Below are 22728 nucleotides of genomic sequence, written 5' to 3'. Positions count from 1 at the left end.
CCCAATGGATCCCACCCCCACACCTCGACCGCGGCCAACCCCGCACCAACACCTTCCACCACCCCGAAAAACTGCTCCGCGATGAAGACGACGATGAGCCGGTGTAGCGGCAGCGCTACAGGATTTTCATCTGCTCGGGTTCCGGCTCGGCCGGCTCGAGCAGCTGTGGGCCGTTGTTGCGGACGTTGTTGACCAGCGTCGACACCTCACGCATCCGGATGGCGCGCACGTCCGGCGTGCGGGCCAGCAGGCCCTGATCGATCTCGGTGTCCGGGTCGAGCCAGCGGTCCCAGTCACGTTCGGGCACCACCAGCGGCATCCGATCGTGAATCTGCGCCAGCTCGCCGGGCGCATCGGTGGTGATGATCGTGCAGCTCAGCAGCGGCGAGGCGTCCTTGGCCGGTTTCCACACCGACCACAGTCCCGCCATGAACAGCGGCTCCCCGTCTTCGCGGTACATGAAGAACGGCGTCTTGCGGGCCTTCTTGCCGCCGGCGCCCGCCGAGTTGACCCGCCATTCGTAGTAGCCGTCCATCGGGATCAGGCAGCGCTTCGTCTTCGCGCTGGACCGGAAGGCGGGCGACGTGGTGACCTTGTCCGCGCGGGCGTTGATCAGCATCGGGCCCTTGGTCTCGGGCGAGCCGTCGGAACCGGCCTTGGCCCACGGCGGCACCAAGCCCCAGCGCATCAGCCGCACCCGGCGCGTCGGCTGGTCTTCGGGCTCGGAATGCCGGCTGACCACCGTCGCGATGGTGGAGGTCGGGGCCACGTTGTAGTTGGGGCCGGTCGACCCGGCGTCGGCGCCGGTGGCCTCGTCGATCGCCTTGATCTTCTGGGCCAGCAGGGCGGGATCGGTGGTGACCGCGAACCTTCCGCACATGACACCCATGGTGGCAGAAACCCGTGACAGGCGATGATGGACCGGTGAGTACGTGGCAGGCCCCGGTGGCGGCGCAACCGGTGCGCGCGACCGTGACCGTTCCGGGTTCGAAGTCGCAGACCAACCGCGCCCTGGTGCTGGCGGCGCTGGCGGCCGCCCAGGGGCAAGGCTCACCGACCATCACCGGCGCGCTGCGCAGCCGCGATACCGACCTGATGATCGGGGCGCTGCGCACCCTGGGCTTGGGCGTCGACGGGGACGAGACCGAACTGACCGTCAGCGGCCACGTGTCGCCCGAACCGATGGCACAGGTCGATTGCGGACTGGCCGGCACGGTGCTGCGGTTCGTGCCGCCGCTGGCGGCCCTGGCCGAATCGATTGTCGAGTTCGACGGCGACGAGCAGGCCCGGGCACGCCCCATCGTCCCGCTGCTCGACGCGCTGCGCGGGCTCGGCGTGCGGATCGACGGCGACGGTCTGCCCTTCCGGGTACTGGGCACCGGCGCTGTCGTCGGCGGGACCGTGGACATCGACGCCTCGGCCTCGTCACAGTTCGTGTCGGGCCTGCTGTTGTGCGCGGCCTCGTTCGCCGAGGGGCTGACCGTGCAACACACCGGCGCGGCGCTGCCGTCGGCGCCGCACATCGCCATGACGGTGACGATGCTGCGCCAGGCCGGCGTCGAGGTCGACGACTCCGTCCCCAACCGATGGCAGGTGCGGCCGGGGCCTGTGGCGCCGCGGCACTGGGAGGTGGAGCCGGATCTGACGAACGCCCTTCCCTTCCTGGCCGCGGCGGTGGTCACCGGTGGCGCGGTGCGCATCACCGGCTGGCCGTCAAGCAGTGTGCAGCCCGCCGAGAACATCCTGAGCGTGTTGCACAAGCTCAATGCCGTTGTTACCCATAATGATTCATCCCTGGAGGTGCGCGGGTCCGGGGACTACGGCGGTTTCGATGTCGACCTGCGCGCGGTCGGCGAGCTGACACCGTCGGTGGCCGCCCTGGCCGCGCTGGCCACGCCGGGATCGGTGTCGCGACTGTCCGGCATCGCGCATCTGCGCGGGCATGAGACCGATCGGCTCGCCGCACTGCGCAAGGAGATCAACCGGCTGGGCGGCGACTGCACCGAAACTCCCGACGGCCTGGTGATCACCGCGACCCCATTGAAGTCCGGGACCTGGCGCGCCTACGCCGACCACCGGATGGCAATGGCCGGCGCGATCATCGGGTTGCGGGTGCCCGGCGTCGAGGTCGACGACATCGGTTCCACCGGCAAGACGCTGCCGGACTTCCCGCGGCTGTGGGCCCGCATGTTGGAGCCCGGGGAAGAGCGCGGCATGTGAGACCCGGCGACTACGACGAGTCCGACGTCAGGATCCGTTCCGGCCGCGGCTCACGACCGCGGACCAAGACCCGTCCCGACCACGCGGACGCCGAGGCGGCCATGGTGGTCAGCGTCGACCGCGGTCGCTGGGGATGCGTGCTGGGCGGCGACGTCGATCGCCGGGTCACCGCCATGCGGGCCCGCGAGCTGGGTCGCACCCCGATCGTGGTGGGCGACGACGTCGACGTGGTGGGCGATCTGTCCGGACGCCCCGACACGCTGGCCCGCATCGTGCGTCGCGGTGAGCGCCGAACGGTGTTGCGGCGCACCGCCGATGACACCGATCCAACCGAACGGGTGGTGGTCGCCAACGCCGATCAGCTGCTGATCGTGGTCGCACTGGCCGACCCGCCGCCGCGCACCGGCCTGGTGGACCGAACGCTGATAGCCGCTTACGCCGGCGGACTCACGCCGATCCTGTGCCTGACCAAGACCGATCTCGCCCCGCCGGAGCCGTTCGCCCGGCAGTTCGTCGATCTGGACCTGACCGTGGTCGAGGCCGGCCGCGACGATCCCCTGCCCGCGGTGGCGGACCTGCTCGCGGGCAAGATCACCGTGCTGCTCGGCCATTCCGGCGTCGGCAAATCCACCCTGGTGAACCGCCTGGTGCCCGACGCGGACCGCGCCGTCGGCGACGTGACCGACATCGGCAGGGGACGGCACACCTCGACGCAGTCGGTGGCGCTGCCGCTGACCGAGCCGCTGGGCACCACCGGCTGGGTGATCGACACACCGGGGATCAGGTCCTTCGGGCTGGCCCACATCCAGCCCGACGACGTCATGATGGCGTTTTCCGACCTGGCCGAGGCCATCGCCGACTGCCCGCGCGGCTGCGGACACATGGGTCCGCCGGCCGACCCCGAGTGCGCGCTCGACAACCTGACCGGGCCCGCCCTCCGGCGCGTCGCCGCGGCGCGGCGGCTGCTGGCCGCGCTCCGTGAGCAGTGACGGCCGTGCCGAGCGTGCGTGTTGGCACCGCGACACGCCGTAATAGGCGTACAACTGCGCACGCTCGGCGCCGCCCGGCCGCGCTCAACCAGACTGCCTAGCCAGGCGCATGCCGAGCTCGTCGGGCGGCACCAGATGGCCTTTTGCGCAACGGATTTCCACACTCGCCTCGGCGTCGCAGCCCAGATGGGTCAGCCGCAGCCGGTTGTGGCCCGGCAGATGGCGCCGCCCCCACTCGAACATCGCCCACACCACCGGCATGAACTCGATGCCGGCCTGCGTGAGCACGTACTCGTCGCGGCTGCGCTGACCGGGTTCGCGATAGGGCTGGCGTCGTAGCAGCCCCAGCTCGACCAGTTCGCTCAGCCGCGCCGAGGTAGCGGCCTTGGTGATGCCCACCCGGCGGGCGAAGTCGTCGAATCGCGTGGTGCCGTAGTACGCCTCGCGCATGATCAGCATCGCTGATTTGGTTCCGAGGACCGCCATCGTCTTTTCGATCGCGCACTCGCCCACCGCCGACCAGGCGTCGCGGTCGGCCAGCGGTCCTTGCAGCAGTGTCATCTAAATCACCTCCGCACCTGGGTTGCTTTAAGCATACCGAGGTGTTTATCTAGGTACACCGATCTATACCTAGATCAAATGGACTCGAGGAGGAGTCATGAACCGCGACGCCGTCATCGTCGGAGCCGTCCGCACCCCGATCGGCAAGGGCAAGGCCAGTGGCGCGCTGCACGAGGTGCTGCCCGCCGATCTGCTGGCGCACAGCCTGCGCGAACTGGTGGCACGTACCGGCGTCGAGCCGGCCCAGGTCGACGACGTCATCGCCGGCGCCGTCACCCAGGTGGGCGACCAGGCGGCCAACATCGCCCGTAATGCCCTGCTGGGAGCCGGGTTCCCGGAGTCGGTCCCGGGTGTGACGATCGACCGCCAATGCGGCAGCAGCCAGCAGGCCATCAGCTTCGCCGCTCAGGGAGTGATCGCCGGGGCCTACGACATCGTCATCGCCGGTGGCGTGGAGTCGATGAGCCGCGTGCCGATGGGTTCCCAGGTGTCGCCGGGCAGCAACCCGATGGGCGAGGACATGACCCGCCGCTACACCGACGGCCTGGTGCCCCAAGGCATCAGCGCCGAACTGATCGCCGCGAAGTGGGGCTTCTCGCGCGCCCAGCTCGACGAGTTCTCCGCCGGCAGCCATGAGAAGGCCGCCCGGGCCACCAAGGAAGGGCTTTTCGACAACGAGCTCATTCCGATCGCCGGGCTGGCCACCGACGAGATCATCCGTCCCGGCACCACGGTCGAGACGCTGGCCGGGTTGCAGCCGGCGTTCTACAGCGACGCGACCAAAGCCCGCTTCCCGCAGATCAATTGGGAGATCACGCCCGGAAATTCCTCGCCGCTGTCGGACGGCAGCGCCGCGGTACTGATCACCAGCGGCGAGGCCGCCAAGAAACTGGGGCTGCGCCCGCTGGCCCGGATCCACACCACCACGGTGGTGGGCTCCGAGCCGCTCTACATGCTCACTGGCGTCATTCCGGCCACCGAGAAGGTCTTGCAGCGCGCCGGCCTGACGCTGGCCGACATCGACCTGTTCGAGGTGAACGAGGCGTTCGCGCCCGTGGTGCTGGCCTGGGCGCAGGACACCGGGGCGGATCTGGCCAAGACCAACGTCAATGGCGGCGCGATCGCGATCGGTCATCCGTTGGGCGCCAGCGGCGCTCGCCTGATGACGACCCTGGTCAACGCGCTCGAGCAGCGCGGCGGTCGGTACGGTCTGCAGACGATGTGTGAGGGCGGCGGCATGGCCAACGCCACCATCATCGAGCGGTTGGGCTAGGCGGCGGGGAGATGGCGCGAATCCTCGTGACGACCGCCAATGGCGATACCGGCCGACCGATGGTCGACTGTCTGGTCGAGTGCGGCCTGAAGGTCAGGGCGCTGGTTCGCACGGATGACGCTCGCGCTCAACGTCTTCGCGATGATGGCGCCGAAGTCGTTGTCGCCGACTTGCGCAGCCTCCGCGATATTCGCATGGCGCTCGACGGCGTGCAGCGCGCCTACTTCAACTTCCCAGTCGCCGAAGGACTGGTCGAAGCGGCCGTCATGTTCGCCCAGGCCGCCAAAGAGGCAGGTCTGGAATTGATCGTCAATATGTCGCACATTCAGTCGCGCCCCGCAGCGCGGAGCAAGGCGACGCAGAACCATTGGCTCTCCGAGCAGATCTTCGACTGGTCAGGGGTCCCGACCACCAATCTGCGGGTCACATTCTTTATGGAATGGCTGACCTACATCGCCCCCTTGATCCGAAACGGCCGCTACGTCATGCCTTTTGACGCCGACAGCCGCTTCGCACCGATCGCCGGTCAAGATATCGCGTCGACGGCCGCCACCATCCTGTCCAAACCCGAGGAGCACGCCGGCCGGACCTACATATTGACCGGGCCGGTCGAGTACAGCCATCGGGAGCTCGCCGGGGAGGTCGGCCGCGTCCTCGCGAAGAACCTGCCTTTCGAACAAGCCACCGTAAAGGCGTTCCTGGAGTTGATCGGTATACCCGATGACACGGCCAAACTCAGGCACTTCGAGGCGGTGACGATCGACCAACGAGAGGGACGCCTGGCAGGCATCAGCGATGCGGCCCCGAGGATAACCGGACGCCCCGCGCGCACGATCGAGGACTTCATCGACGAACACCGCTCGTTGTTCGAACCAGAGGAGGTCGAAAATGTCATCGTCTGAAGCCCGCTTCGACGGCGTTCGGGTGCGCTACGACAGCGCCAAGGGCTATGACGAATTGCGTGCCGCGTTGTTCGCCGACATCGGCGAGCAACCGGTGTCGATCAACGACATCGCGACGGGCACCGGCGACTGGGAGTCGTATCGGGAGCGCGTCGAATCCCGTGTCGGCCCAAGCGGATTCATGTTGTTCGGCACGGTCGACCACGGCGCCTGGATCACCAAGGCCGGCATCGACCGCAGGGCCTTGCGCGTCATCCTCGGCAATCCGCTGATCGCCATCACCATGCTGCGCCACGACGTGACGGCCGGGCTGTTCGCCCCCGTCGAGCTGCTGTTGCTCGAGGAGGGTTCGGGCAGCAGCCTGTCCTACGTCAAGCCGTCGTCGCTGATGGTCGTCGAGCCCAACGCCGAACTGCTCAGCGCGGCAGAGGGGCTCTACGCGAAGGTGGCGGCGCTGGCCGAGAAGGTTACCGCCTGAGTGCCGCCCAGGTCAGCGAGGGTATTGACGGTTGCGGTGGCCGTCCCATAAAGTCAACTACCTGATATCAACTACTTGACACCGTCGTCGAGGCAGAAGGTAGTGCCATGGAATCCCCGGAACTCGCCCGCCCCTTCGCGCCGCACCGTCAACGCGCTTACATCGGTCTTCTTTCGGTCGTCGGCGTCGTCTTCGTCTTCATGACCGTCGCCGAGGCCACCAGACTGCTGCCTGCGACCCTGACGGTGGACGTCGCCGCAAACCTGATCTTCGGCATCCCAGTGCTGCTGTTGCCTCTCATCCTGTTCTGGAAGGCACGAGGCGAGCAGCGCTCACGTCTGCAGCTCGCGGCCGAGCTGACGCTGATCTATATACCGCTGACGGCCGGCAGCCAATTGACGTATGAGTTGCCGTTTCTGCTCGGGCACCCGTTCAACCTGTGGGCTCCCACGACGGACCCCGGGTGGCGATGGCTCTGGTGGCAGTACGGTCTGGCCGACACCCGCTACCGCAGCGACGACCCGTGGATCTTCGGATTGGAGTTCGCCGCCGTGCTCGTCGGCATCGCGCTAACTATCGCCTGGCTTCGCTTGTTGCGCAGGGATTTACCCGACGAGTCGCGGATCAAAAGCCTTTGGTTGACGTTCTTCGGCATCACGGTGCTGTTCACCGGAACCGTTGTGTACTACGTGAGCGAGATCCGTGCCGGCTTCAACGACATCGGCCAGGGCGCTTACGGCCTGTGGTTCAAATTGGTCGGCGAGAACGTCCCATACATGGTTTTGCCGGTCTTCGTGCTCTACGCCGTATACATCCAGATTGATCACCTGACCAGACGCGCCGGCGCGGCGGCACCGGCGCCCACTGCTGCCAACGCCGGTGCCGGTTCCCCGTCAGCGGTGTCTGCCTGACGGCGTCATCTGCCGCCGGTCATCGACGCGACGCCGGCCGGTGCTGCGCGGGAAATCCGGTGCGACACCGCCCAGGCCCGTAAGCTGGTCAACATCGAGCATCTCCGCCGCTAGCTGTACCCGAAAAGCCAACGGGCGGTTAGGCCGCCAGGTCGTCGTCGGCGAGCTGCGCGGCGGCCGCCCGCTTTCCGCGCCGCCAATCGCGCACGGCGGCGATCGCGGACTTCAGGCCGCGCCGGCGTCCGGTGGCCGGATCGGTGCCCAGGAAGCCGGGTTCGAGCTCGGCGAACATCCGCTCGCTGCGGGTCTCCGGTGCGTTGTCGGCATCGTCACGCAGGTACTTGTCCGGCAGCGAGAGCTTGGCCAGGGTGCGCCACGTCTTGGCGTACTGCAACAGGAAAGAGCCTGTGGTGTAAGGCAAGTCGTACTTGTCGCAGACCTGGCGCACCCGCACCGAGATCTCGTGCAGCCGGTTGCTCGGCAGGTCCGGATACAGGTGGTGCTCGATCTGGTGGCACAGGTTGCCGCTCATGAAGCGCAGCGCGGGGCCGGCCTCGAAGTTGGCGCTGCCCAGCATCTGGCGCAGGTACCACTGCCCCTTGGTCTCGCCGATCATGTCGGTCTTGGTGAATTTCTCGGCGCCGTCGGGGAAATGGCCGCAGAAGATCACCGCGTTGGCCCACACGTTGCGGATCACGTTGGCGACCGCGTTGGCCTTCAGCGTGGACATGTAGGTGGCGCCGGGTGACAGCGAGGTCAGCGCCGGGAACGCGACGTAGTCCTTGAGCACCTGGCGCCTCGCCTTGGCCAGGAACTCGTCTATCCGTTCCCGGGCCTCCTCGTGGTCCATCCGCCGCTTGGCGATCTTGCCGAGCTCCACGTGCTGCAGGCCGACTCCCCATTCGAACAGCAGCGCGAGCAGGGTGTTGTACACCAGGTTGAGGATGTTGAAACGCTTCCAGCGCTGGTCGCGGGTGACGCGCAGCAGGCCGTAGCCCACGTCGTCGTCCATCCCGAGAATGTTGGTGAACTTGTGATGCACGAAGTTGTGGGTGTAGCGCCAGTGCTTGGACGACCCGCTCATGTCCCACTCCCATGTCGAGGAGTGAATCTCGGGGTCGTTCATCCAGTCCCACTGGCCGTGCATGACGTTGTGGCCGATCTCCATGTTCTCGACGATCTTGGCCACGCCCAGGGTCACGGTCCCCGCCCACCAGGCCGAGCGCCGCGAGCTGGCGGCCAGCAGCAGCCGGCCGGTCACCTCCAGCGCGCGCTGGGCCGCGATGGTGCGACGGATGTAGCGGGCGTCCCGCTCGCCGCGCGAATCTTCCACGTCCTGGCGGATCGCATCGAGCTCCGCGGCCAGGTTTTCTATGTCGGCGTCGGTCAAATGGGCGAATACGTCGACGTCTGTAATGGCCACGTCGTCATCTCCCTGCGGTGGTTTGTTGGGTCCTCATCGTGTTCCAGACCTACGCTATCGTAACCTACGAAGCCGTAGGTTACCTATGAGTAGCCTTTAAATGTCGAGCACGCAATCGCCGGAAGCGGCGGACACACAGGTCTGCACCCGGGTCCCCGGGTCGTGCTCCTGGCCGGTTCGCAGGTCACGCACGTGACCCTCGACCAAACCCACCACGCACGACTGACAAATACCCATCCGGCACCCGAAAGGCATCTGCACCCCGGCGCTCTCCCCCGCGTCCATCAACGACGTCGCCGCGTCGGCGCCGACGGTGCGCCCGCTGCGGGCGAAGGTGACGGTGCCGCCCGCGCCGCTGGGCGCGGCCTTGGACACCGCGAACCGCTCGAGGTGCAGGCGCTCGCCGACGCCCGCGGCCGACCACACCCGCTCGGCCTCGGCCAGCATGCCTTCCGGACCGCAGGCCCAGGTGTGGCGTTCGCGCCAGTCCGGCACGTCGTGGTCCAGCTCCGAAAGGTCGAGCCTGCCCTGGGTGCGCGTCTCGCGCAGCCGCATCCGATAGCCGGCGTGCCCGGCGACCAGGGCCGCCAGCTCCGCGCGAAACATCACGTCGGTTGCGGTGGGCGCCGAGTGCAGGTGGATGACGTCACCAATCTGATTGCGGCGCACCAGGGTGCGCAGCATCGACATCACCGGCGTGATGCCGGAGCCCGCGGTGAGGAACAGGATCGATGGCGGCGCCGGGTCGGGCAGCACGAAGTTGCCCTGCGGCGCGGCCAGCCGCACGATGGTGCCCGGCTCGACACCGGCCACCAGGTGCGACGACAAAAACCCCTCGGGCATCGCCTTGACGGTGATGGTCACGGTGCGCGCCGGACGCCGGCCTTCACCGGCCGGGACCGAGGTCAGCGAATACGACCGCCAGCGCCAGCGCCCGTCCATCAGCAGTCCGATGCCGATGTACTGGCCCGGCTGGTAATCGAAGTTGAAGCCCCAGCCCGGCTTGATGACCAGGGTCGCGGAGTCCTCGGTCTCGCGGCGCACCTGCAGGACCCGGCCCCGCAGTTCGCGCGCCGACCACAGCGGGTTGGCCAGATGCAGGTAATCGTCGGGCAACAGCGGCGTGGTGATGCGCGCGGCGAGCTTGCGCAGCGCATGCCAGCCGGGATGCCGGTCCGCGCCGGCGACAACAGGTCGCGTGGTGTCGACGACGTTGCCCGTGATCGATGGGTTACGTCTGCCCAGGGAAAGCTCCTGCTCACTACGCGGCGAGTACCTGACGCTCACATTGTGATCGATTCTGTGCGCTTCACGAAACCTACGGTACCGTAACCTACGGTGTCGTAGCTAGCGCTGGGGCGCGGACTGCCCCGCCTTCGGCGTCACATCAGCTCCAGCAGAAATGGCAGCTCCTGGTTGGCGTACCAGGCCAGATCGTGATCCTGGGCATCGCCGACGATCAGGTCGGCGTCCTCGTCGCCCAGGTCGGCGGCGTCGACGGCCTCGATGGCCTTCGCCACCGCCGGTTCGGCCGCGGCGTTGTCGACATAGGCGGCGATCACGCGGTCGATGGGAACCGGCCCCGCCAACCTGACCACGGCATCGTCGAGGTCGGGGCGGTACGTGAAGCCCTCGACGTCGGCCGCCAGCACCGCGCGGCGCGGCGGCGGGGAATCCGCCGGCGCCTCGGCCCCCTGGGCCGCCAGCAGGCGCAGGGAGGCCAGCGCCGCCTCGCGCAACGCCACGTCGGCAAGCTCGTCGTCGTCACCCTCGGCGTAGGCCTCACGCAACGTCGGTGTCAGTGCGAACGCCGTGCCATTGACCGGCCACAACGAACCGTCGGCGACGAGCTGCGCCAGCATCGGCACTGTTACGGGGATATAGACGACGGTCATGGCGGCTAGCTCAGCGTGGCCGCGTAGTCGACGACGGGCGTCGCCAGCTCAGCGGCGGGCGCTGATAGTAGCTGTCCGGCTTCGCCGGCGCGCCGTCGCTTTTCGCGGTGCTCACAGCAACGAATGATAGCTTCGCGCAGGCGTTTCACCGCCGACTAGGACCGCGCCGCCTGCAGCAGTTCTTCGAGCGCTTGATGCAGCAACCCGGGCAGCAGCTCGACATCGCTCATGGCTTCGCGGTCGGCGTTGATCCCGTAGTACAGCTCGCCGTTGTAAGACGTCACCCCGATGGCCAGCGCCTGGTTGTGCAGCAGCGGCGGCACCGCGTAGGTCTCGAGCAGTTTGGTGCCGGCGATGTACATCTGCGACTGGGCGCCGGGCGCGTTGGTGATCAGCAGGTTGAACGTGCGCTTGGAGAAGCTCGGGAAACCGGTGGCCACCCGAATGCCCATGGCGTGCAACGTCGGTGGGGCAAAGCCCGACAGCGTGACGATGGTTCTGGCGTCCACCAGACGCGCGGCCGTCGGGTCCGACTCGGTGGCGTGCGCGATCTGCGACAGCCGCACGACGGCGTTCGGCTCCCCGACGGGCAGGTCGACGAGGAACGGCATCACCTGGCTGATCGCCTGACCCGGACCGTTGGCGTCGAGGTCGCCGTCGCCGTACACCGGCAGCGGCGCCATCGCCCGCACCGTCGCGGTCGGCGACACCGCCACCCCGCGCGACATCAGCCAGTTGCCCAGGGCGCCGGCGATCACCGCGAGCACCACGTCGTTGACGTCGCAGTCGTAGCGCGCGCGCACGGTGCGGTAGTCGTCGAGGCTGCCGCGGGCGACGGTGAAGCGCCGATGCCGGGACACGGTGGCGTTGAGCGGGCTGCTGGGCGCGGTACCCCGGGCCACGTTGCGCACGAAGTCGACGGCCCGGCGACCGGCGTCGAGCAGGTCGCCGTGGTTGGTCACCAGTCCACCGACCATCGAGCCGACGGCCTGCAGCTGGGCGCCCGGGCCCGTCACCCACTCGCCGACCGCGCCCAATATCAGCCGTATGTTGCCGGGATCGCGCTCCGGGATCCAGATGTCCTCCGGAAACCGGGGCGGGCGTTTCGTCCGATCCGCGATGACATGGTTGATCTCCAGCGCGGACATGCCGCTGATCAGCGCCTGATGCGACTTCGTGTACAGGGCGATCCGGTTCTTGGACAGGCCCTCGACCAGGTACATCTCCCAGAGCGGGCGCGACTTGTCCAGCGACCGCGCGGCCAGCCGCGCGATCAGCTCGTGCAGCTGCTCGTCGCTGCCCGGCGAGGGCAACGCCGAACGCCGCACGTGATAGGTGATGTCGAAGTCGTTGTCGTCGAGCCACACCGGCCGGGCCGTTCCGACCCGCACCTCGCGGACCTTCTGCCGGTAGCGCGGAATCTGCGGCAGCCGCTGCTCGACGGTGGCCAGCAGCGTTTCGTAGCTCAAGCCGGCACGGGGGCGGCGCAGGATCGCCAGCGATCCGGCGTACATGGGGGTGGCGGTGTTCTCCAGCCGAAAAAACGACGCGTCCGCCGGGGACAACCGACTCACCATGCGGCGCTGTCCTCCTGGTCAGTTCGTCGCCCGTGAGCGGGGGGCCCTGCGCCCTGGGGGCCCCGTGTCGCCCACGGTAACCGGGTGGCGCCGCGGCAACTCAGCGTGGGTACGCGTGCGCTCGAGTTGTGCCATGATGACCACTGACTAACCACTGTCTGCCCCTCTCCAGCAGGCTCGCGGTCCGGCCGAAGACTTGGAGAGTGCGCTTGAACACCAATCCGGTTGCGAATCCAGCCGACGCTTTCACCGTCATACCCGTCGTCGATTACGAGCCGCCGACGCAGGACGTGCGGCACCCCGTCCCGCAGTGCCGGCAATCCTCGCGTCCCCCGGTGCGCCGCCGCAGCAGCCACACACCGCCGCGGTCCTACACCGGCCAGCCCAGCCGGCCGGCCGCACCGGATTGCGGCGCGATCATGTCGGCGCGGCTGCGTCAGGCGGCCGTCTTCGCCGACGCCGCACTGCGCCGGGTGCTGGAAGTCATCGACCGGCGCCGGCCCGCCGCCCAGCTGAATTCGCTGCTGGCGCCGAGCCTGGTGGATTCGGTGGCCGCGATCGCCCGCTCGACGGCGGGCCGGGCCGGCGCTCACGGTGCGGCCGTGTTGCGCCGCATGCGGCTGCAGCCGGCTGGTCACCGGGACCCGGACTCGGCGGCCGAAGTCTTCGGCTCCTACAGCCGCGGCAACCGGATTCACGCCATCGCCTGCCGGGTCGAACAAGTGAGCGTGACCGGCAATGCCCGGTGGATGGTCGTGGCCCTGCACATCGGCTGACACCGCTCGGCTGACCGGGCCGGGATCAGCTCGCCGGTGCGGCATCGGCCGCCCGCGGGCCGCCGGTGTAGCGGGTGAGCACCGGCCCCGCGATCGCCATGATGAACACGTAGGACGTCGTCAGCGCGGCGACGGCGGGCAGCGACTTGCCGGCCAAACCGATGATGATCAACGAGAATTCGCCCCGGGCGATCAGCGCGGTGCCCGCGCGCAGTTGCCCGCGCCGCGCCACGCCGTCATGCCGGGCCGCGAACACCCCGGTGCCCACCTTGGTCGCCGCGGTCACCCCGGCCAGGATGAGCGCCGCCGGAAGCATGGGGACCAACTCGTGCGGATCCACCGAAAAGCCGATGGCCAGGAAGAAGATGGCGGCGAACAGATCGCGCAGCGGGCCCAGCACCTGCCGGGCCCGCTCGGCCGTCTCACCGGTCAGGGTGAGGCCCACCAGGAACGCGCCGACGGCGGCCGAGGCGTGCAGGGACTCGGCCACGGCCGCCACGATCAGGGTGATGCTCAGCACGCGCAGCATGAGCTGTTCGGAGTCGGGGTGTTCCACCAGCCGGTCGACGTGGTGACCCCACCGGGCGGACGCGGCGAACGCGGCCAACAGGGCGCACACCGCCACGACCATGCCGCCGACGGCTTGCAGCCATCCGCCGCCGGCCGCCAGGACCGCGAACAGCGGCAGGTAGGCGGCCATCGCGAAATCCTCGAGCACCAGCACCGACAGCACGGCCGGCGTCTCCCGGTTGCCGAGCCGGTGCAAATCCTCGAGCAGCCGCGCGATGACGCCCGACGAGGAGATGTAGGTGACGCCGGCTAGGCACAGGATCGCCACGCCGTCCAACCCCAGCAGCCAGCCGGCGATCGCGCCCGGCGCGGCGTTGAGGACGATATCGACGGCCGCCGACGGCAGGTGGTGGCGCATGCTGGAAGAGAATTCGGCCAACGAGAACTCGCAGCCCAGGGTCAGCAACAGCAGCACGACGCCGATCGGTGCGCTGGTCGTGATGAACTGTCCGCCGGCGGCCACCGGCAGCATGCCGCCGTTGCCCAGGGCCAGGCCGGCCAGCAGGTACACCGGGATGGGCGACAACGCGAACCGGCGTGCGGCGGCGCCCACTATGGCCAGAGTGGCCAGGAGGGCGCCGAGTTGGAGCAGCAGCGTCCCCGAAATCTGCACCGGCTCAGCCTTTGTCGATAATCTTCTCGACGCCCGCGATTCCGTCTTCGGTGCCGATGACTATCAGGACGTCTTGGTCGTGCAGCATCTCGGAGGGCCCGGGTGAGGCGAGCACCTCGTCATTGCGCACGATCGCCACGATGGACGCCCCGGTGCGGGTGCGGGCGCGAGTGTCGCCCAGCGGGTGATCGACGAACGGGCTGTCGGCCAGGATGTGCACCTGGCCGGTCTCGAGCCCGGGTATTTCGCGGGCCAGCTCGGTGAACCGTTCGGCGATCCGCGGCGCCCCCAAGATCTGGGCCACGGCTTCGGCCTCCTGGTCGCTGAGGTGGAGCAGCGGCTTGGCCTCATCCGGATCCTCGCGGGCATACACGACGACGTCGAAATCGCCGCTGCGCCGCGCGATGATGCCGATGCGGTCGCCCTTTTGGTCGGTGAATTCGTAGCGAAGGCCGACCCCGGGGAGCAGCACCTCCTTGACGTCCATACCGTCAATCCTGACAGGTCGCGCGCCGCCGGTGTCGCGGGGCGCGAAACTTCTTGCCTCCGGAAGATCTAGTGCAGCTCGGCCGGTTGGGTGGGGCCACCGCGCGACCGGCGCCCCAGCGGCAGCAGCATCGGCACCTGACGCCGGTAATTGCGGTAGTCGTCGCCGAGCGCGGCCACCAGGTCGCGCTCTTCGAACTGCGTGGCCACCAGGATGTAGCCCGTCATCACGATCGAGAAGAGCAGATGTCCGGCCGTCATGGTGGGCGCCGCCCAGAACGCGATGATGAAGCCGAGCATCAGCGGGTGCCGCACCAGGCGGTAGAAGAACCGGACGCGGAAATCGAGGCTGGTGTAAGGCGTTGCGCGCCAAGCCAAATACACCTGCCGGAGCCCGAACAGGTCGAAGTGGTTGATCATGAACGTCGACGCCAGCGCGATGGCCCAGCCGAGCCAGAACAGCGTCCACAGCGTCAGGCGCCCGGCCGGCAGCTCTACCTCCCAGATGACGGCCGGCATCGTTCGCCATTGCCAGTACAGCAGCACCAGCACGACGTTGGCCAGCATCACGTAGGTGCTGCGCTCGATCGACGGCGGCACCACCCCGGCCCACCGCGCCTTGAACCCCGGCCGCGCCATGACGCTGTGCTGGAGGCCGAACACGCCGAGCAGAATCATGTTGACCAACACCGCCTGGCCGATGGGCGCCGAGAGCCCGTGGTCCACCGTTCGCGGCACCCAGAAGTTGCCCAGGAACGCGACGAGGTACAGAAATACGGCGAGAAAGAGCAAGTAAGCGGCCGCGCCGTAGCCGATTGTCAGGTAACGCTTCATTAGCTGATTGTGCGCCTCATCGGCCGGGAAGAACATGGGGCGATTGCCTCATTGTCCGGCGTTCGCCAGCCCGTGCTGCAAGGCGTACATGCTGGCGCCGATGCGGTTGGACACGCCGATCTTGGCGTACGTTCGCTCGACGTGGTTGCGGGCGGTCTTCTCGCTGATCACGAGCGACGCCGCGATGTCCTTATTGGAGGCGCCGCGTGCGACCAGGCACAGGACTTCGATCTCGCGCGGGGTCAGCCCGTCGGGCCGCGCGGCCGGCCGTCGCGTGGGTTGGCCCGCCGCCTGCAGCACCGCTTCGACGGCGACCGGGTCGAGCTCGCCGGCCCGCGCCCGGCCGCGCAACCGGCGGGCGGCCGCGGGCGGTGACAGCTGTTCTCGATACGGCCTTGGCTCGCAGGCGGATTGGTAGCACACGGCGGCGGCCAGGATGCGGTCCGGCAGGCCCAGCGCGGTGGCGGCCAGTCCGCGTGGGTAGCCCGAGCCGTCAAGGCATTCGTGGTGATTGCCGGCCACCTCCGCCAGCCGGGTAAGCCCGGGCACCTGGTTGAGGATGCGCACCGTGAGATAGGGATGCAGCCGCACCCGCTCGAACTCCGCGGCGCTCAACGGCCCGGGCCGCGACCAGATTCGGTTCGACACCCCGATGCGACCCAGATCGTGGACGTGGCCGGCGCGCCGGGTCAGCGCGACCGCGTCGCGGTCGAGGCCGGCGGCCCCCGCGGCCTGCCCGGCAAGCCGGGCCGCGGCCCGCGAATGCCCAAGCGTGAAGGGGCATTTCAGGTCGACGAAGTCGCCCAGCGCGACGAGCAAGGCGTCCAGCGACTGGTCGTCGAGCCGCCGATGGCGATCGGGCGCCTCGCGCAACGCCGCCGCCCACGCATCGCCGGCGGGCGGGCCGGCCAGGATCGCGTCGGCGTCGCGCAGGAAGGCGTCGGCCACCCGCGGATCGAACTGCCCGCCGCGTCGGCCGCTCACCATCGCCGCCGCGCCCGCGACGCCGAAGGTGCGGTGGTGCACCTCGACCATGTCGGCGAGCTGGGCGATGCGCATCTGGATCGGGATGTCGTCCCCCCGCGCGCCGGTGGGCAGCCCGCCGCCGTCGTAACGCTCGAACGCGAACGCCAGCGCGACTTGCACGTTGGGGCCCAACCCAATTCGGTCCGCCAGCAGCGCCGCCGATGCGCAGTGCGAGTGGATCAGCCGAGAGATGTGACCGCGCGCGTTGGCGAACAGCGTCGCCATCACGCTCAGCCGGTGGGCCAAGGGCTGGCCGCGCCCCACGTTGCTCGCCAGGAAGCGCAGGTACGGGATGCCGGACCAGTCGATCAGATACGAGTCGTGCCGCACCGCGATGTCGTCGCCGAACCATCGCGCATATTCGTGGGAGTCCGCGTGGCAGCCGATCCACATGATCAGGGTGGTGTAGTAGGCGCAGTCGCGCTGGTCGCCGTCCAAGCCGAGCCGGTCGGCCAGCCGGGTCGCGATCAGCGCCGCGCGCAGCATGTGCTCGGCGGGCTGGCCGAGGCCGAGGTCGATCGCCACCGACAACGCCGCCAGCAACTCCGCGTGGGTGGGTAATTCGCGCTCCGGCATGAGAGTCATTGTGCCCAGCTAATCGCCGCGCGGTCACCCGATTGGAATAGTGCGCCGCACGGCCTGATGCCGGGCCGCGTCGAACGTCTCGAAATGCCCGGAGCCCACCGCGAACACCCCGCGCTGCGGCGGCCGGAAACCACCCAGCCTCGCCTGCCGGGGTAGCCGTCCCACCGGTCCCAGGTCGACGCCGTTCAGCACCGCGCGCGAGCAGGCGACCGCCCACACCCGCGCGGGCGCGATCATGAATCGCTGGCCGTTGGGTGCGATTCCGGCCAGCCGGACCCGGCCGGCGCGCAGGATCGGGCCGGCGATTCGACCGAGCACGGCCAGCGCCGCCCGGTTGGTCCAGGCGCGCGCCGGCAGCCGTCCGCCGATCGCGCTCATCAGTCGCGTCGACGCGGTGGCGCGCATATCGATCTGCCAGGCGAGCAGGTTCGGGATCGCGACGAACAGCGACCACGGGGTGACCCACGCGACGTCGATGTCGCATTGGACCGCTTCGTGCGCGGTGGCCGCACTGAAGAACCGGGCGCAGCTTTGCGGTCCCGGCGTCGTGGCGTAGAAGGTCCACACGCCGTCGGGGTCGCGATGCCACACTGATCGATAGCCGGGCGAGAACGATGTCGCGGGAAACTGCCGCAGCGCCAAGTAATGTCCGCTGGCGAACGGCAGGCCCATCACACCGAAACCGACGATGCGTTCGTCAGTTCCGGCGGGCAGGACGGGGTGCTGCAGAACGGCGGTGGCGGCGTCCAGCGGGGTGCGTAAACCGGTCATGCACGAATGGTCCGCGCGCACGCCGCCGCGGCGCATGAGGCGGATGCCTCAAATCGCCCGCCGCGTCGCCGCCCGGTGTGAAGGTAGCCGCACGCTCGCCATCGAACGTGAAGGTAACTTCACGCGGCGGGCGAGGCGGGCGTCCGCTCAGCGGCGCTTGACCGACTTGGGCGGCTTGGCGCCGCGACCCTGTTGCCGTGCCGCCGCGCGCCGCTCACGCCGGCTGGCACCACCCGGGACCCCGGCCGGCGCCTTGGCGCCACCGCCGTTGCGCTGCACCGCCGCCGATCCGTCCTCCGACGGACCGGAGTAGGTCATGGCCGGCGCCTCGTTGTCAATGCCCTTGGCGCGCAACTGGCTTGGGGCCTCGTCGCGCACGGCCGTCGCGGTGGCGCTCTGCTTACCGGCCGCGGCGGCGGCGAATTCCTCTAGCCCCTCCGGGGTTTCCACCGGCGCGACCTGCGGACTGGGCACCGCCTCGACGGTGACATTGAACAGGAACCCGACCGATTCCTCCTTCATGCCGTCGAGCATCGCCATGAACATGTCGTAGCCCTCGCGCTGGTACTCGACCAGCGGGTCACGCTGGGCCATCGCGCGCAGCCCGATGCCCTCCTTGAGGTAGTCCATCTCGTAGAGGTGCTCGCGCCATTTGCGGTCGATGACGTTGAGCAGCACGTTGCGCTCCAGCTGGCGCATCGCGCCCTCGCCCGCGATCTCCTCGAGCTCGGCTTCCCTTATGGCATAGGCGTTTTCGGCGTCCTTGAGCAGCGCCTCGAGCAGCTCCTCGCGGGTGAGGTCGTCTTGGTCGGCGTCGGCGTCACGGCGGGTCAGCGTCGCGTGGTCGATGCCCACCGGGTACAGCGTCCTCAGCGCCGTCCACAGCGCTTCCAAGTCCCAGTCCTCGGCGTAGCCATCGGCGGTCGCTCCGTTGACGTATGCGGTGACCACGTCGCGGACCATGTCCAGCGCCTGCTCCTTGAGGTTCTCGCCCTCGAGGATCCGGCGGCGCTCGGCGTAGATCACCTTGCGCTGCTGGTTCATCACCTCGTCGTACTTCAGGACGTTCTTGCGGACCTCGAAGTTCTGCTGTTCCACCTGGGTCTGGGCGCTCTTGATCGCCCGGGTGACCATCTTGGCCTCGATGGGCACGTCGTCGGGCAGGTTCAGCCGGTTCAGCATCGCCTCGAGCGCGGCGCCGTTGAACCGGCGCATGAGCTCGTCGCCCAGCGACAGATAGAACCGCGACTCGCCCGGGTCGCCCTGCCGGCCGGAGCGGCCGCGCAGCTGGTTGTCGATGCGCCGCGACTCGTGGCGTTCGGTGCCCAGCACGTACAGGCCGCCGGCCTCGATCACCTCTTCGGCCTCTTTGGCGGCCTCCTTTTTGACCTTGGGCAGTTCTTCGTGCCAGGCGGCGTCGTATTCGTCGGGCGTCTCGACCGGGTCGAGGCCGCGCTCGCGCAGGCGCTGATCGGTGAGGAAGTCGGGGTTGCCGCCCAGCACGATGTCGGTGCCGCGGCCGGCCATGTTGGTGGCGACGGTGATGCCGCCGCGGCGGCCGGCGACGGCGACGATGGTCGCCTCCTGCTCGTGGTACTTCGCGTTGAGCACGTTGTGCGGCACCCGGCGCTTGGCGAACTGCCGCGACAAATACTCCGAGCGCTCGACGCTGGTGGTGCCGATCAGCACCGGCTGGCCCTTTTCGTACCGCTCGACGACGTCGTCGACCACCGCGATGTACTTGGCTTCCTCGGTCTTGTAAATCAGGTCGGACTGGTCGGTGCGGATCATCGGCTTGTTGGTCGGGATGGGCACCACGCCGAGCTTGTAGATCTCGTGCAGCTCGGCCGCCTCGGTCTGGGCGGTACCGGTCATCCCGGCGAGCTTGTCGTAGAGCCGAAAGTAGTTCTGCAGCGTGATGGTGGCCAGCGTCTGGTTCTCGGCCTTGATCTCGACGTGCTCCTTGGCCTCGATGGCCTGGTGCATGCCCTCGTTGTAGCGGCGGCCGTAGAGCACGCGGCCGGTGAACTCGTCGACGATCAGGACCTCGCCGTCGCGCACGATGTAGTCCTTGTCGCGGTTGAACAGCTCCTTGGCCTTCAGCGCGTTGTTGAGGTAACTGACCAGCGGCGAGTTTGCGGCCTCATACAGGTTGTCGATGCCGAGCTGGTCCTCGACGAACTCCACGCCCAGCTCGTGCACGCCGACGGTGCGCTTGCGCAGGTCCACCTCGTAGTGGACGTCCTTTTCCATCAGCGGCGCCAGCCGGGCGAACTCGAGGTACCAGTTCGAGGCGCCGTCGGCGGGACCGGAGATGATCAGCGGGGTGCGGGCCTCGTCGATCAGGATCGAGTCGACCTCGTCGACGATGGCGAAGTTGTGTCCGCGCTGGACCAGGTCGTCGAGCGAGTGCGCCATGTTGTCGCGCAGGTAGTCGAAGCCGAACTCGTTGTTGGTGCCGTAGGTGATGTCGGCGTTGTAGGCGACCCGGCGCTCGTCGGGCGTCATCTGGGCGAGGATCACGCCGACGTCGAGGCCGAGGAACCGATGCACGCGGCCCATCCACTCGCTGTCACGTTTGGCCAGGTAGTCGTTGACGGTGACGACGTGCACGCCCTTGCCGCCGATGCCGTTGAGGTAGGCCGGCAGCACCGAGGTCAGGGTCTTGCCCTCACCGGTCTTCATCTCGGCGACGTTGCCGAAGTGCAGCGCCGCCGCCCCCATCACCTGCACGTCGAAGGGACGCTGGTCGAGCACGCGCCAGGCCGCCTCGCGGGCCACCGCGAAGGCCTCGGGCAGCAGGTCATCAAGGCTTTCGCCGTCGGCGTGCCGCTTCTTGAACTCGTCGGTCTTGGCCCGCAACTCGGCGTCGGTGAGCTTCTCCATCTCGTCGGACAAGGTGTTGACGTAGTCAGCCACCCGCTTGAGACGCTTGAGCATGCGACCTTCGCCAAGGCGCAGCAACTTCGACAGCACGGTGTTGTCCCCTTTGGGATGTGCCCCTGTTGGTAGGAGTCTTTTCTTGAGCGACTCCCATGGTAGGCGACGGCACCCAAATGGCCGCCGTACCTCAAAAAGGCCCGATCAGCTCAGTCGGATCAGGCCATAGTCGTAGGCGTGCCGCCGGTAGACCACGCAGGGCCGTTCGGTCTGCTTGTCGTGGAACAAGAAGAAGTCGTGCCCGACCAACTCCATCTCGTAGAGCGCGTCGTCAACCGTCATCGGCGTTGCCGGGTGCTCCTTGGTCCGCACGATCCGCCCGGGCTCGTGGTCGGGCTCCGCGCCGTCGTGCTCGGCGGGCGCGGGCTGCGGCCCGCTGTCCAGCGGGACGGGAGGCGGCACCGCGGTGGCCGCGGCCAGTGACACCGGGGTCTTGTCCCCGTAGTGAACCTTGCGACGGTCCTTCACCCGGCGCAGCCGGTTCTCCAGCTTGTCGACCGCGGACTCGAACGCGGCGTAGAAGCTGTTGGCGCACGCCTCCGCCCGGGTCACCGGGCCCCGGCCGCGAGCGGTGATCTCCACGCGCTGACAGGATTTGCGCTGGCGCCGATTGGGCGCATGCTTGAGCTCGACATCGAAGAGATAAATGGAGCGGTCGAACCGCTCGAGCCGGGCGAGTTTTTGCGAGACGTACAGACGGTAATGATCGGGGATTTCAACGTTGCGGCCCTTGAACACAACATCGGCTGTGGTTGTCGGCGGGGCTTGCTCATCGGTGCTGGACGGTTGGTCCAGAATCTGACCGGAATCCACGGATAGCCTTGACATACGTGACAACTCGTTTCTCTTTTCACGTCGCACGCGTCCTGCGTGCCCGGCTGCTTGATGCGCCGACGAGGTGAGAGCGGTTCGAGACTGGCTACCGCCGCAGGCTGCCCGCCGGTGCAAGGTGTCGATTACTCACCCCTTCCCGCGGATGGGCCCCCACCTGGAGAATCGTGACCAGTGAGTCAGACCGATAAGTCGTTCTTCGTTGTTCTCGACGTTAGCTCGTGTTCGCCTGCCGATGCCACTACTTTGGTCGAGCTGTTGTTCTTCACAAGCTCTTGGCTGGTTCACGGGTTGCGCGCGCCCGAGCCCATTCAGACCGCGGCGATCGCAAGTACCGCGGCGACCCGAACCCCGGCGTCCTGCAGGATCCGCACCGACTCGCGCGCCGTCGCACCGGTGGTGACGATGTCGTCGACGAGCATGACTTCGGTGCGCGGCGGTGCACCGCGCAGCACCACCCGGCCGATGATGTTGCGCTCGCGCGCGGCGGTGCCCAACCCCACCGAGTCACGCGTGAGCGCCTTGAGCCGCAGCGCCGGAACGACGGCGATCTCCGGATGCCGGGCCACCGCGGCCCGCGCCAGCCGGGCGACCGGGTCACCGCCGCGCCGGCGCGAGGCCGAGCGCCGGGTAGGTGCGGGCACGACGGTCAGCGGGGTGGGCACGATGCCCCACGACAGCAACCGGTGCACGCCGACGGCCAGAGCCCGCGCCAGCGGCTCGACCAGATCCGCCCGGCCCTGCTCCTTGAGCGCCAGGATCGCGCGCCGGCGCGCGTTGGCGTAGCGGCCGAGCGCGAACACCGGAACCTCCGGGTCGATGCGCGGGGCCACCACATGCGGCTGGTCGGCGGTCACCGCCAACTCCGCAGCGCACCCGTCGCACCAGCGGGTCGACGGCGCCCCGCAGCCGCCGCATTCGGCGGGCAGGAACAGATCGAGCATGGCGCCAGTGTGGCGCACGGGTGTGACAGCGGTCTGGCGATCGCGTCTAGGAGCTTGCTGAATTAGTTCCGCGTGGCGGGCGTGGTCGTCGGGGGGCTTTGGGGATGATTGTTGGGTGCAGGG

At 68.5% G+C, this 22728-nt stretch carries 22 protein-coding genes; 8 read left to right on the top strand and 14 right to left on the bottom strand.

What is annotated here, in order from left to right:
- The coding region (locus BST14_RS32695) for a hypothetical protein (RefSeq protein WP_438502200.1) at window positions 1-107 on the top strand (107 nt) is incomplete at its 5' end.
- A gap of 8 nt (window positions 108-115) precedes the next feature.
- On the opposite strand, the gene BST14_RS22940 is transcribed toward BST14_RS32695, so the two are convergent.
- The gene (locus tag BST14_RS22940) at window positions 116-880 is read right to left on the bottom strand and encodes an SOS response-associated peptidase (protein ID WP_083066650.1); all 765 of its coding nucleotides are present in this window, start codon (window positions 878-880) and stop codon (window positions 116-118) included.
- A 44-nt stretch (window positions 881-924) separates the two neighbouring features.
- On the opposite strand from BST14_RS22940, the gene aroA reads away from it, so the two are divergent.
- Window positions 925-2220: a 3-phosphoshikimate 1-carboxyvinyltransferase gene (gene aroA / locus BST14_RS22935; RefSeq protein WP_083066645.1), complete on the top strand. Its 1296-nt coding sequence runs from the start codon at window positions 925-927 to the stop codon at window positions 2218-2220.
- Window positions 2217-3209: a ribosome small subunit-dependent GTPase A gene (gene rsgA, locus BST14_RS22930; protein ID WP_083066644.1), complete on the top strand. Its 993-nt coding sequence runs from the start codon at window positions 2217-2219 to the stop codon at window positions 3207-3209. Before aroA ends, rsgA begins: the two co-directional genes overlap by 4 nt.
- An 84-nt stretch (window positions 3210-3293) precedes the next feature.
- Here the strand turns inward: rsgA and BST14_RS22925 are convergent, their stop codons facing one another.
- Window positions 3294-3770: a winged helix-turn-helix transcriptional regulator gene (locus BST14_RS22925; protein ID WP_083066643.1), complete on the bottom strand. Its 477-nt coding sequence runs from the start codon at window positions 3768-3770 to the stop codon at window positions 3294-3296.
- A 97-nt stretch (window positions 3771-3867) separates the two neighbouring features.
- Here BST14_RS22925 and BST14_RS22920 point away from each other — a divergent pair, with 97 nt between their 5' ends.
- From BST14_RS22920 to BST14_RS22905, 4 genes are all read left to right on the top strand, one after another.
- The gene (locus BST14_RS22920) at window positions 3868-5043 is read left to right on the top strand and encodes a thiolase family protein (RefSeq protein ID WP_083066642.1); all 1176 of its coding nucleotides are present in this window, start codon (window positions 3868-3870) and stop codon (window positions 5041-5043) included.
- An 11-nt stretch (window positions 5044-5054) separates the two neighbouring features.
- Window positions 5055-5945, top strand: coding sequence for an NmrA family NAD(P)-binding protein (locus BST14_RS22915; RefSeq protein WP_083066641.1), 891 nt, complete (start codon window positions 5055-5057; stop codon window positions 5943-5945).
- Entirely contained in the window at window positions 5932-6423 is a 492-nt protein-coding gene (locus BST14_RS22910) for a DUF302 domain-containing protein (RefSeq protein WP_083066640.1), read from the top strand. Before BST14_RS22915 ends, BST14_RS22910 begins: the two co-directional genes overlap by 14 nt.
- Before the next feature lie 107 nt (window positions 6424-6530).
- Window positions 6531-7334 carry an emopamil-binding protein gene (locus BST14_RS22905; protein ID WP_083066639.1) on the top strand — a complete coding sequence of 268 codons (804 nt, stop codon included), beginning with the start codon at window positions 6531-6533 and terminating at the stop codon, window positions 7332-7334.
- Between the two features lie 139 nt (window positions 7335-7473).
- Here BST14_RS22905 and BST14_RS22900 read toward each other — a convergent pair whose 3' ends face one another.
- The 4 genes from BST14_RS22900 to BST14_RS22885 all read right to left on the bottom strand — a co-directional run bounded on the left by BST14_RS22900 (window position 7474) and on the right by BST14_RS22885 (window position 12229).
- Window positions 7474-8757, bottom strand: a complete 1284-nt coding sequence (locus BST14_RS22900) for a fatty acid desaturase family protein (protein WP_083066638.1) — start codon at window positions 8755-8757, stop codon at window positions 7474-7476.
- A 96-nt stretch (window positions 8758-8853) separates the two neighbouring features.
- Entirely contained in the window at window positions 8854-10002 is a 1149-nt protein-coding gene (locus BST14_RS22895; protein WP_083066649.1) for a ferredoxin reductase, read from the bottom strand.
- 137 nt (window positions 10003-10139) lie between these two features.
- Complete coding sequence (locus tag BST14_RS22890) at window positions 10140-10652, bottom strand: DUF6912 family protein (RefSeq protein ID WP_083066637.1); 513 nt, start codon at window positions 10650-10652, stop codon at window positions 10140-10142.
- Between the two features lie 155 nt (window positions 10653-10807).
- Entirely contained in the window at window positions 10808-12229 is a 1422-nt protein-coding gene (locus BST14_RS22885; protein ID WP_083066636.1) for a WS/DGAT/MGAT family O-acyltransferase, read from the bottom strand.
- A 209-nt stretch (window positions 12230-12438) separates the two neighbouring features.
- On the opposite strand from BST14_RS22885, the gene BST14_RS22880 reads away from it, so the two are divergent.
- Window positions 12439-13005 carry an Rv3235 family protein gene (locus BST14_RS22880; RefSeq protein WP_245845637.1) on the top strand — a complete coding sequence of 189 codons (567 nt, stop codon included), beginning with the start codon at window positions 12439-12441 and terminating at the stop codon, window positions 13003-13005.
- A 25-nt stretch (window positions 13006-13030) separates the two neighbouring features.
- On the opposite strand, the gene BST14_RS22875 is transcribed toward BST14_RS22880, so the two are convergent.
- The 8 genes from BST14_RS22875 to BST14_RS22840 form a co-directional block, all read right to left on the bottom strand.
- On the bottom strand, window positions 13031-14188 hold the full coding sequence (locus BST14_RS22875; protein ID WP_083066635.1) for a cation:proton antiporter: 1158 nt from the start codon (window positions 14186-14188) through the stop codon (window positions 13031-13033).
- Window positions 14189-14192: 4 nt separating this feature from the next.
- Complete coding sequence (locus BST14_RS22870; RefSeq protein WP_083066634.1) at window positions 14193-14675, bottom strand: cation:proton antiporter regulatory subunit; 483 nt, start codon at window positions 14673-14675, stop codon at window positions 14193-14195.
- Window positions 14676-14743: 68 nt separating this feature from the next.
- Window positions 14744-15508 carry a methanethiol S-methyltransferase gene (mddA, locus tag BST14_RS22865; RefSeq protein WP_211280789.1) on the bottom strand — a complete coding sequence of 255 codons (765 nt, stop codon included), beginning with the start codon at window positions 15506-15508 and terminating at the stop codon, window positions 14744-14746.
- A 48-nt stretch (window positions 15509-15556) separates the two neighbouring features.
- A complete protein-coding gene (locus BST14_RS22860) occupies window positions 15557-17110 on the bottom strand; it encodes an HD domain-containing phosphohydrolase (protein ID WP_083066632.1) in 1554 nt (517 codons plus the stop codon).
- 33 nt (window positions 17111-17143) lie between these two features.
- A complete protein-coding gene (locus BST14_RS22855; protein ID WP_083066647.1) occupies window positions 17144-17890 on the bottom strand; it encodes a hypothetical protein in 747 nt (248 codons plus the stop codon).
- A gap of 147 nt (window positions 17891-18037) precedes the next feature.
- The gene (gene secA, locus BST14_RS22850) at window positions 18038-20866 is read right to left on the bottom strand and encodes a preprotein translocase subunit SecA (RefSeq protein ID WP_083066631.1); all 2829 of its coding nucleotides are present in this window, start codon (window positions 20864-20866) and stop codon (window positions 18038-18040) included.
- A 108-nt stretch (window positions 20867-20974) separates the two neighbouring features.
- Complete coding sequence (hpf, locus tag BST14_RS22845; RefSeq protein WP_083066630.1) at window positions 20975-21643, bottom strand: ribosome hibernation-promoting factor, HPF/YfiA family; 669 nt, start codon at window positions 21641-21643, stop codon at window positions 20975-20977.
- A 329-nt stretch (window positions 21644-21972) separates the two neighbouring features.
- Window positions 21973-22605, bottom strand: a complete 633-nt coding sequence (locus BST14_RS22840; RefSeq protein WP_083066646.1) for a ComF family protein — start codon at window positions 22603-22605, stop codon at window positions 21973-21975.
- Window positions 22606-22728 lie beyond the last annotated feature (123 nt).

The sequence above is a fragment of the Mycobacterium arosiense ATCC BAA-1401 = DSM 45069 genome, assembly GCF_002086125.1.
GTDB lineage: Bacteria > Actinomycetota > Actinomycetes > Mycobacteriales > Mycobacteriaceae > Mycobacterium > Mycobacterium arosiense.
Note: the sequence above shows the minus strand (reverse complement) of the source record. Positions and strands in the feature narration are given on the sequence as shown.

Excerpts from the sequence above, each read along its gene's own strand:
- BST14_RS22940 (WP_083066650.1), bottom strand. The coding sequence starts at position 880 with ATGTGCGGAAGGTTCGCGGTCACCACCGATCCCGCCCTGCTGGCCCAG.
- BST14_RS22925 (WP_083066643.1), bottom strand. The coding sequence starts at position 3,770 with ATGACACTGCTGCAAGGACCGCTGGCCGACCGCGACGCCTGGTCGGCG.
- BST14_RS22920 (WP_083066642.1), top strand. The coding sequence starts at position 3,868 with ATGAACCGCGACGCCGTCATCGTCGGAGCCGTCCGCACCCCGATCGGC.
- BST14_RS22915 (WP_083066641.1), top strand. The coding sequence starts at position 5,055 with ATGGCGCGAATCCTCGTGACGACCGCCAATGGCGATACCGGCCGACCG.
- BST14_RS22910 (WP_083066640.1), top strand. The coding sequence starts at position 5,932 with ATGTCATCGTCTGAAGCCCGCTTCGACGGCGTTCGGGTGCGCTACGAC.
- BST14_RS22905 (WP_083066639.1), top strand. The coding sequence starts at position 6,531 with ATGGAATCCCCGGAACTCGCCCGCCCCTTCGCGCCGCACCGTCAACGC.
- BST14_RS22890 (WP_083066637.1), bottom strand. The coding sequence starts at position 10,652 with ATGACCGTCGTCTATATCCCCGTAACAGTGCCGATGCTGGCGCAGCTC.
- BST14_RS22885 (WP_083066636.1), bottom strand. The coding sequence starts at position 12,229 with ATGGTGAGTCGGTTGTCCCCGGCGGACGCGTCGTTTTTTCGGCTGGAG.
- BST14_RS22870 (WP_083066634.1), bottom strand. The coding sequence starts at position 14,675 with ATGGACGTCAAGGAGGTGCTGCTCCCCGGGGTCGGCCTTCGCTACGAA.
- mddA (WP_211280789.1), bottom strand. The coding sequence starts at position 15,508 with ATGAAGCGTTACCTGACAATCGGCTACGGCGCGGCCGCTTACTTGCTC.
- BST14_RS22860 (WP_083066632.1), bottom strand. The coding sequence starts at position 17,110 with ATGCCGGAGCGCGAATTACCCACCCACGCGGAGTTGCTGGCGGCGTTG.
- BST14_RS22855 (WP_083066647.1), bottom strand. The coding sequence starts at position 17,890 with ATGACCGGTTTACGCACCCCGCTGGACGCCGCCACCGCCGTTCTGCAG.
- BST14_RS22840 (WP_083066646.1), bottom strand. The coding sequence starts at position 22,605 with ATGCTCGATCTGTTCCTGCCCGCCGAATGCGGCGGCTGCGGGGCGCCG.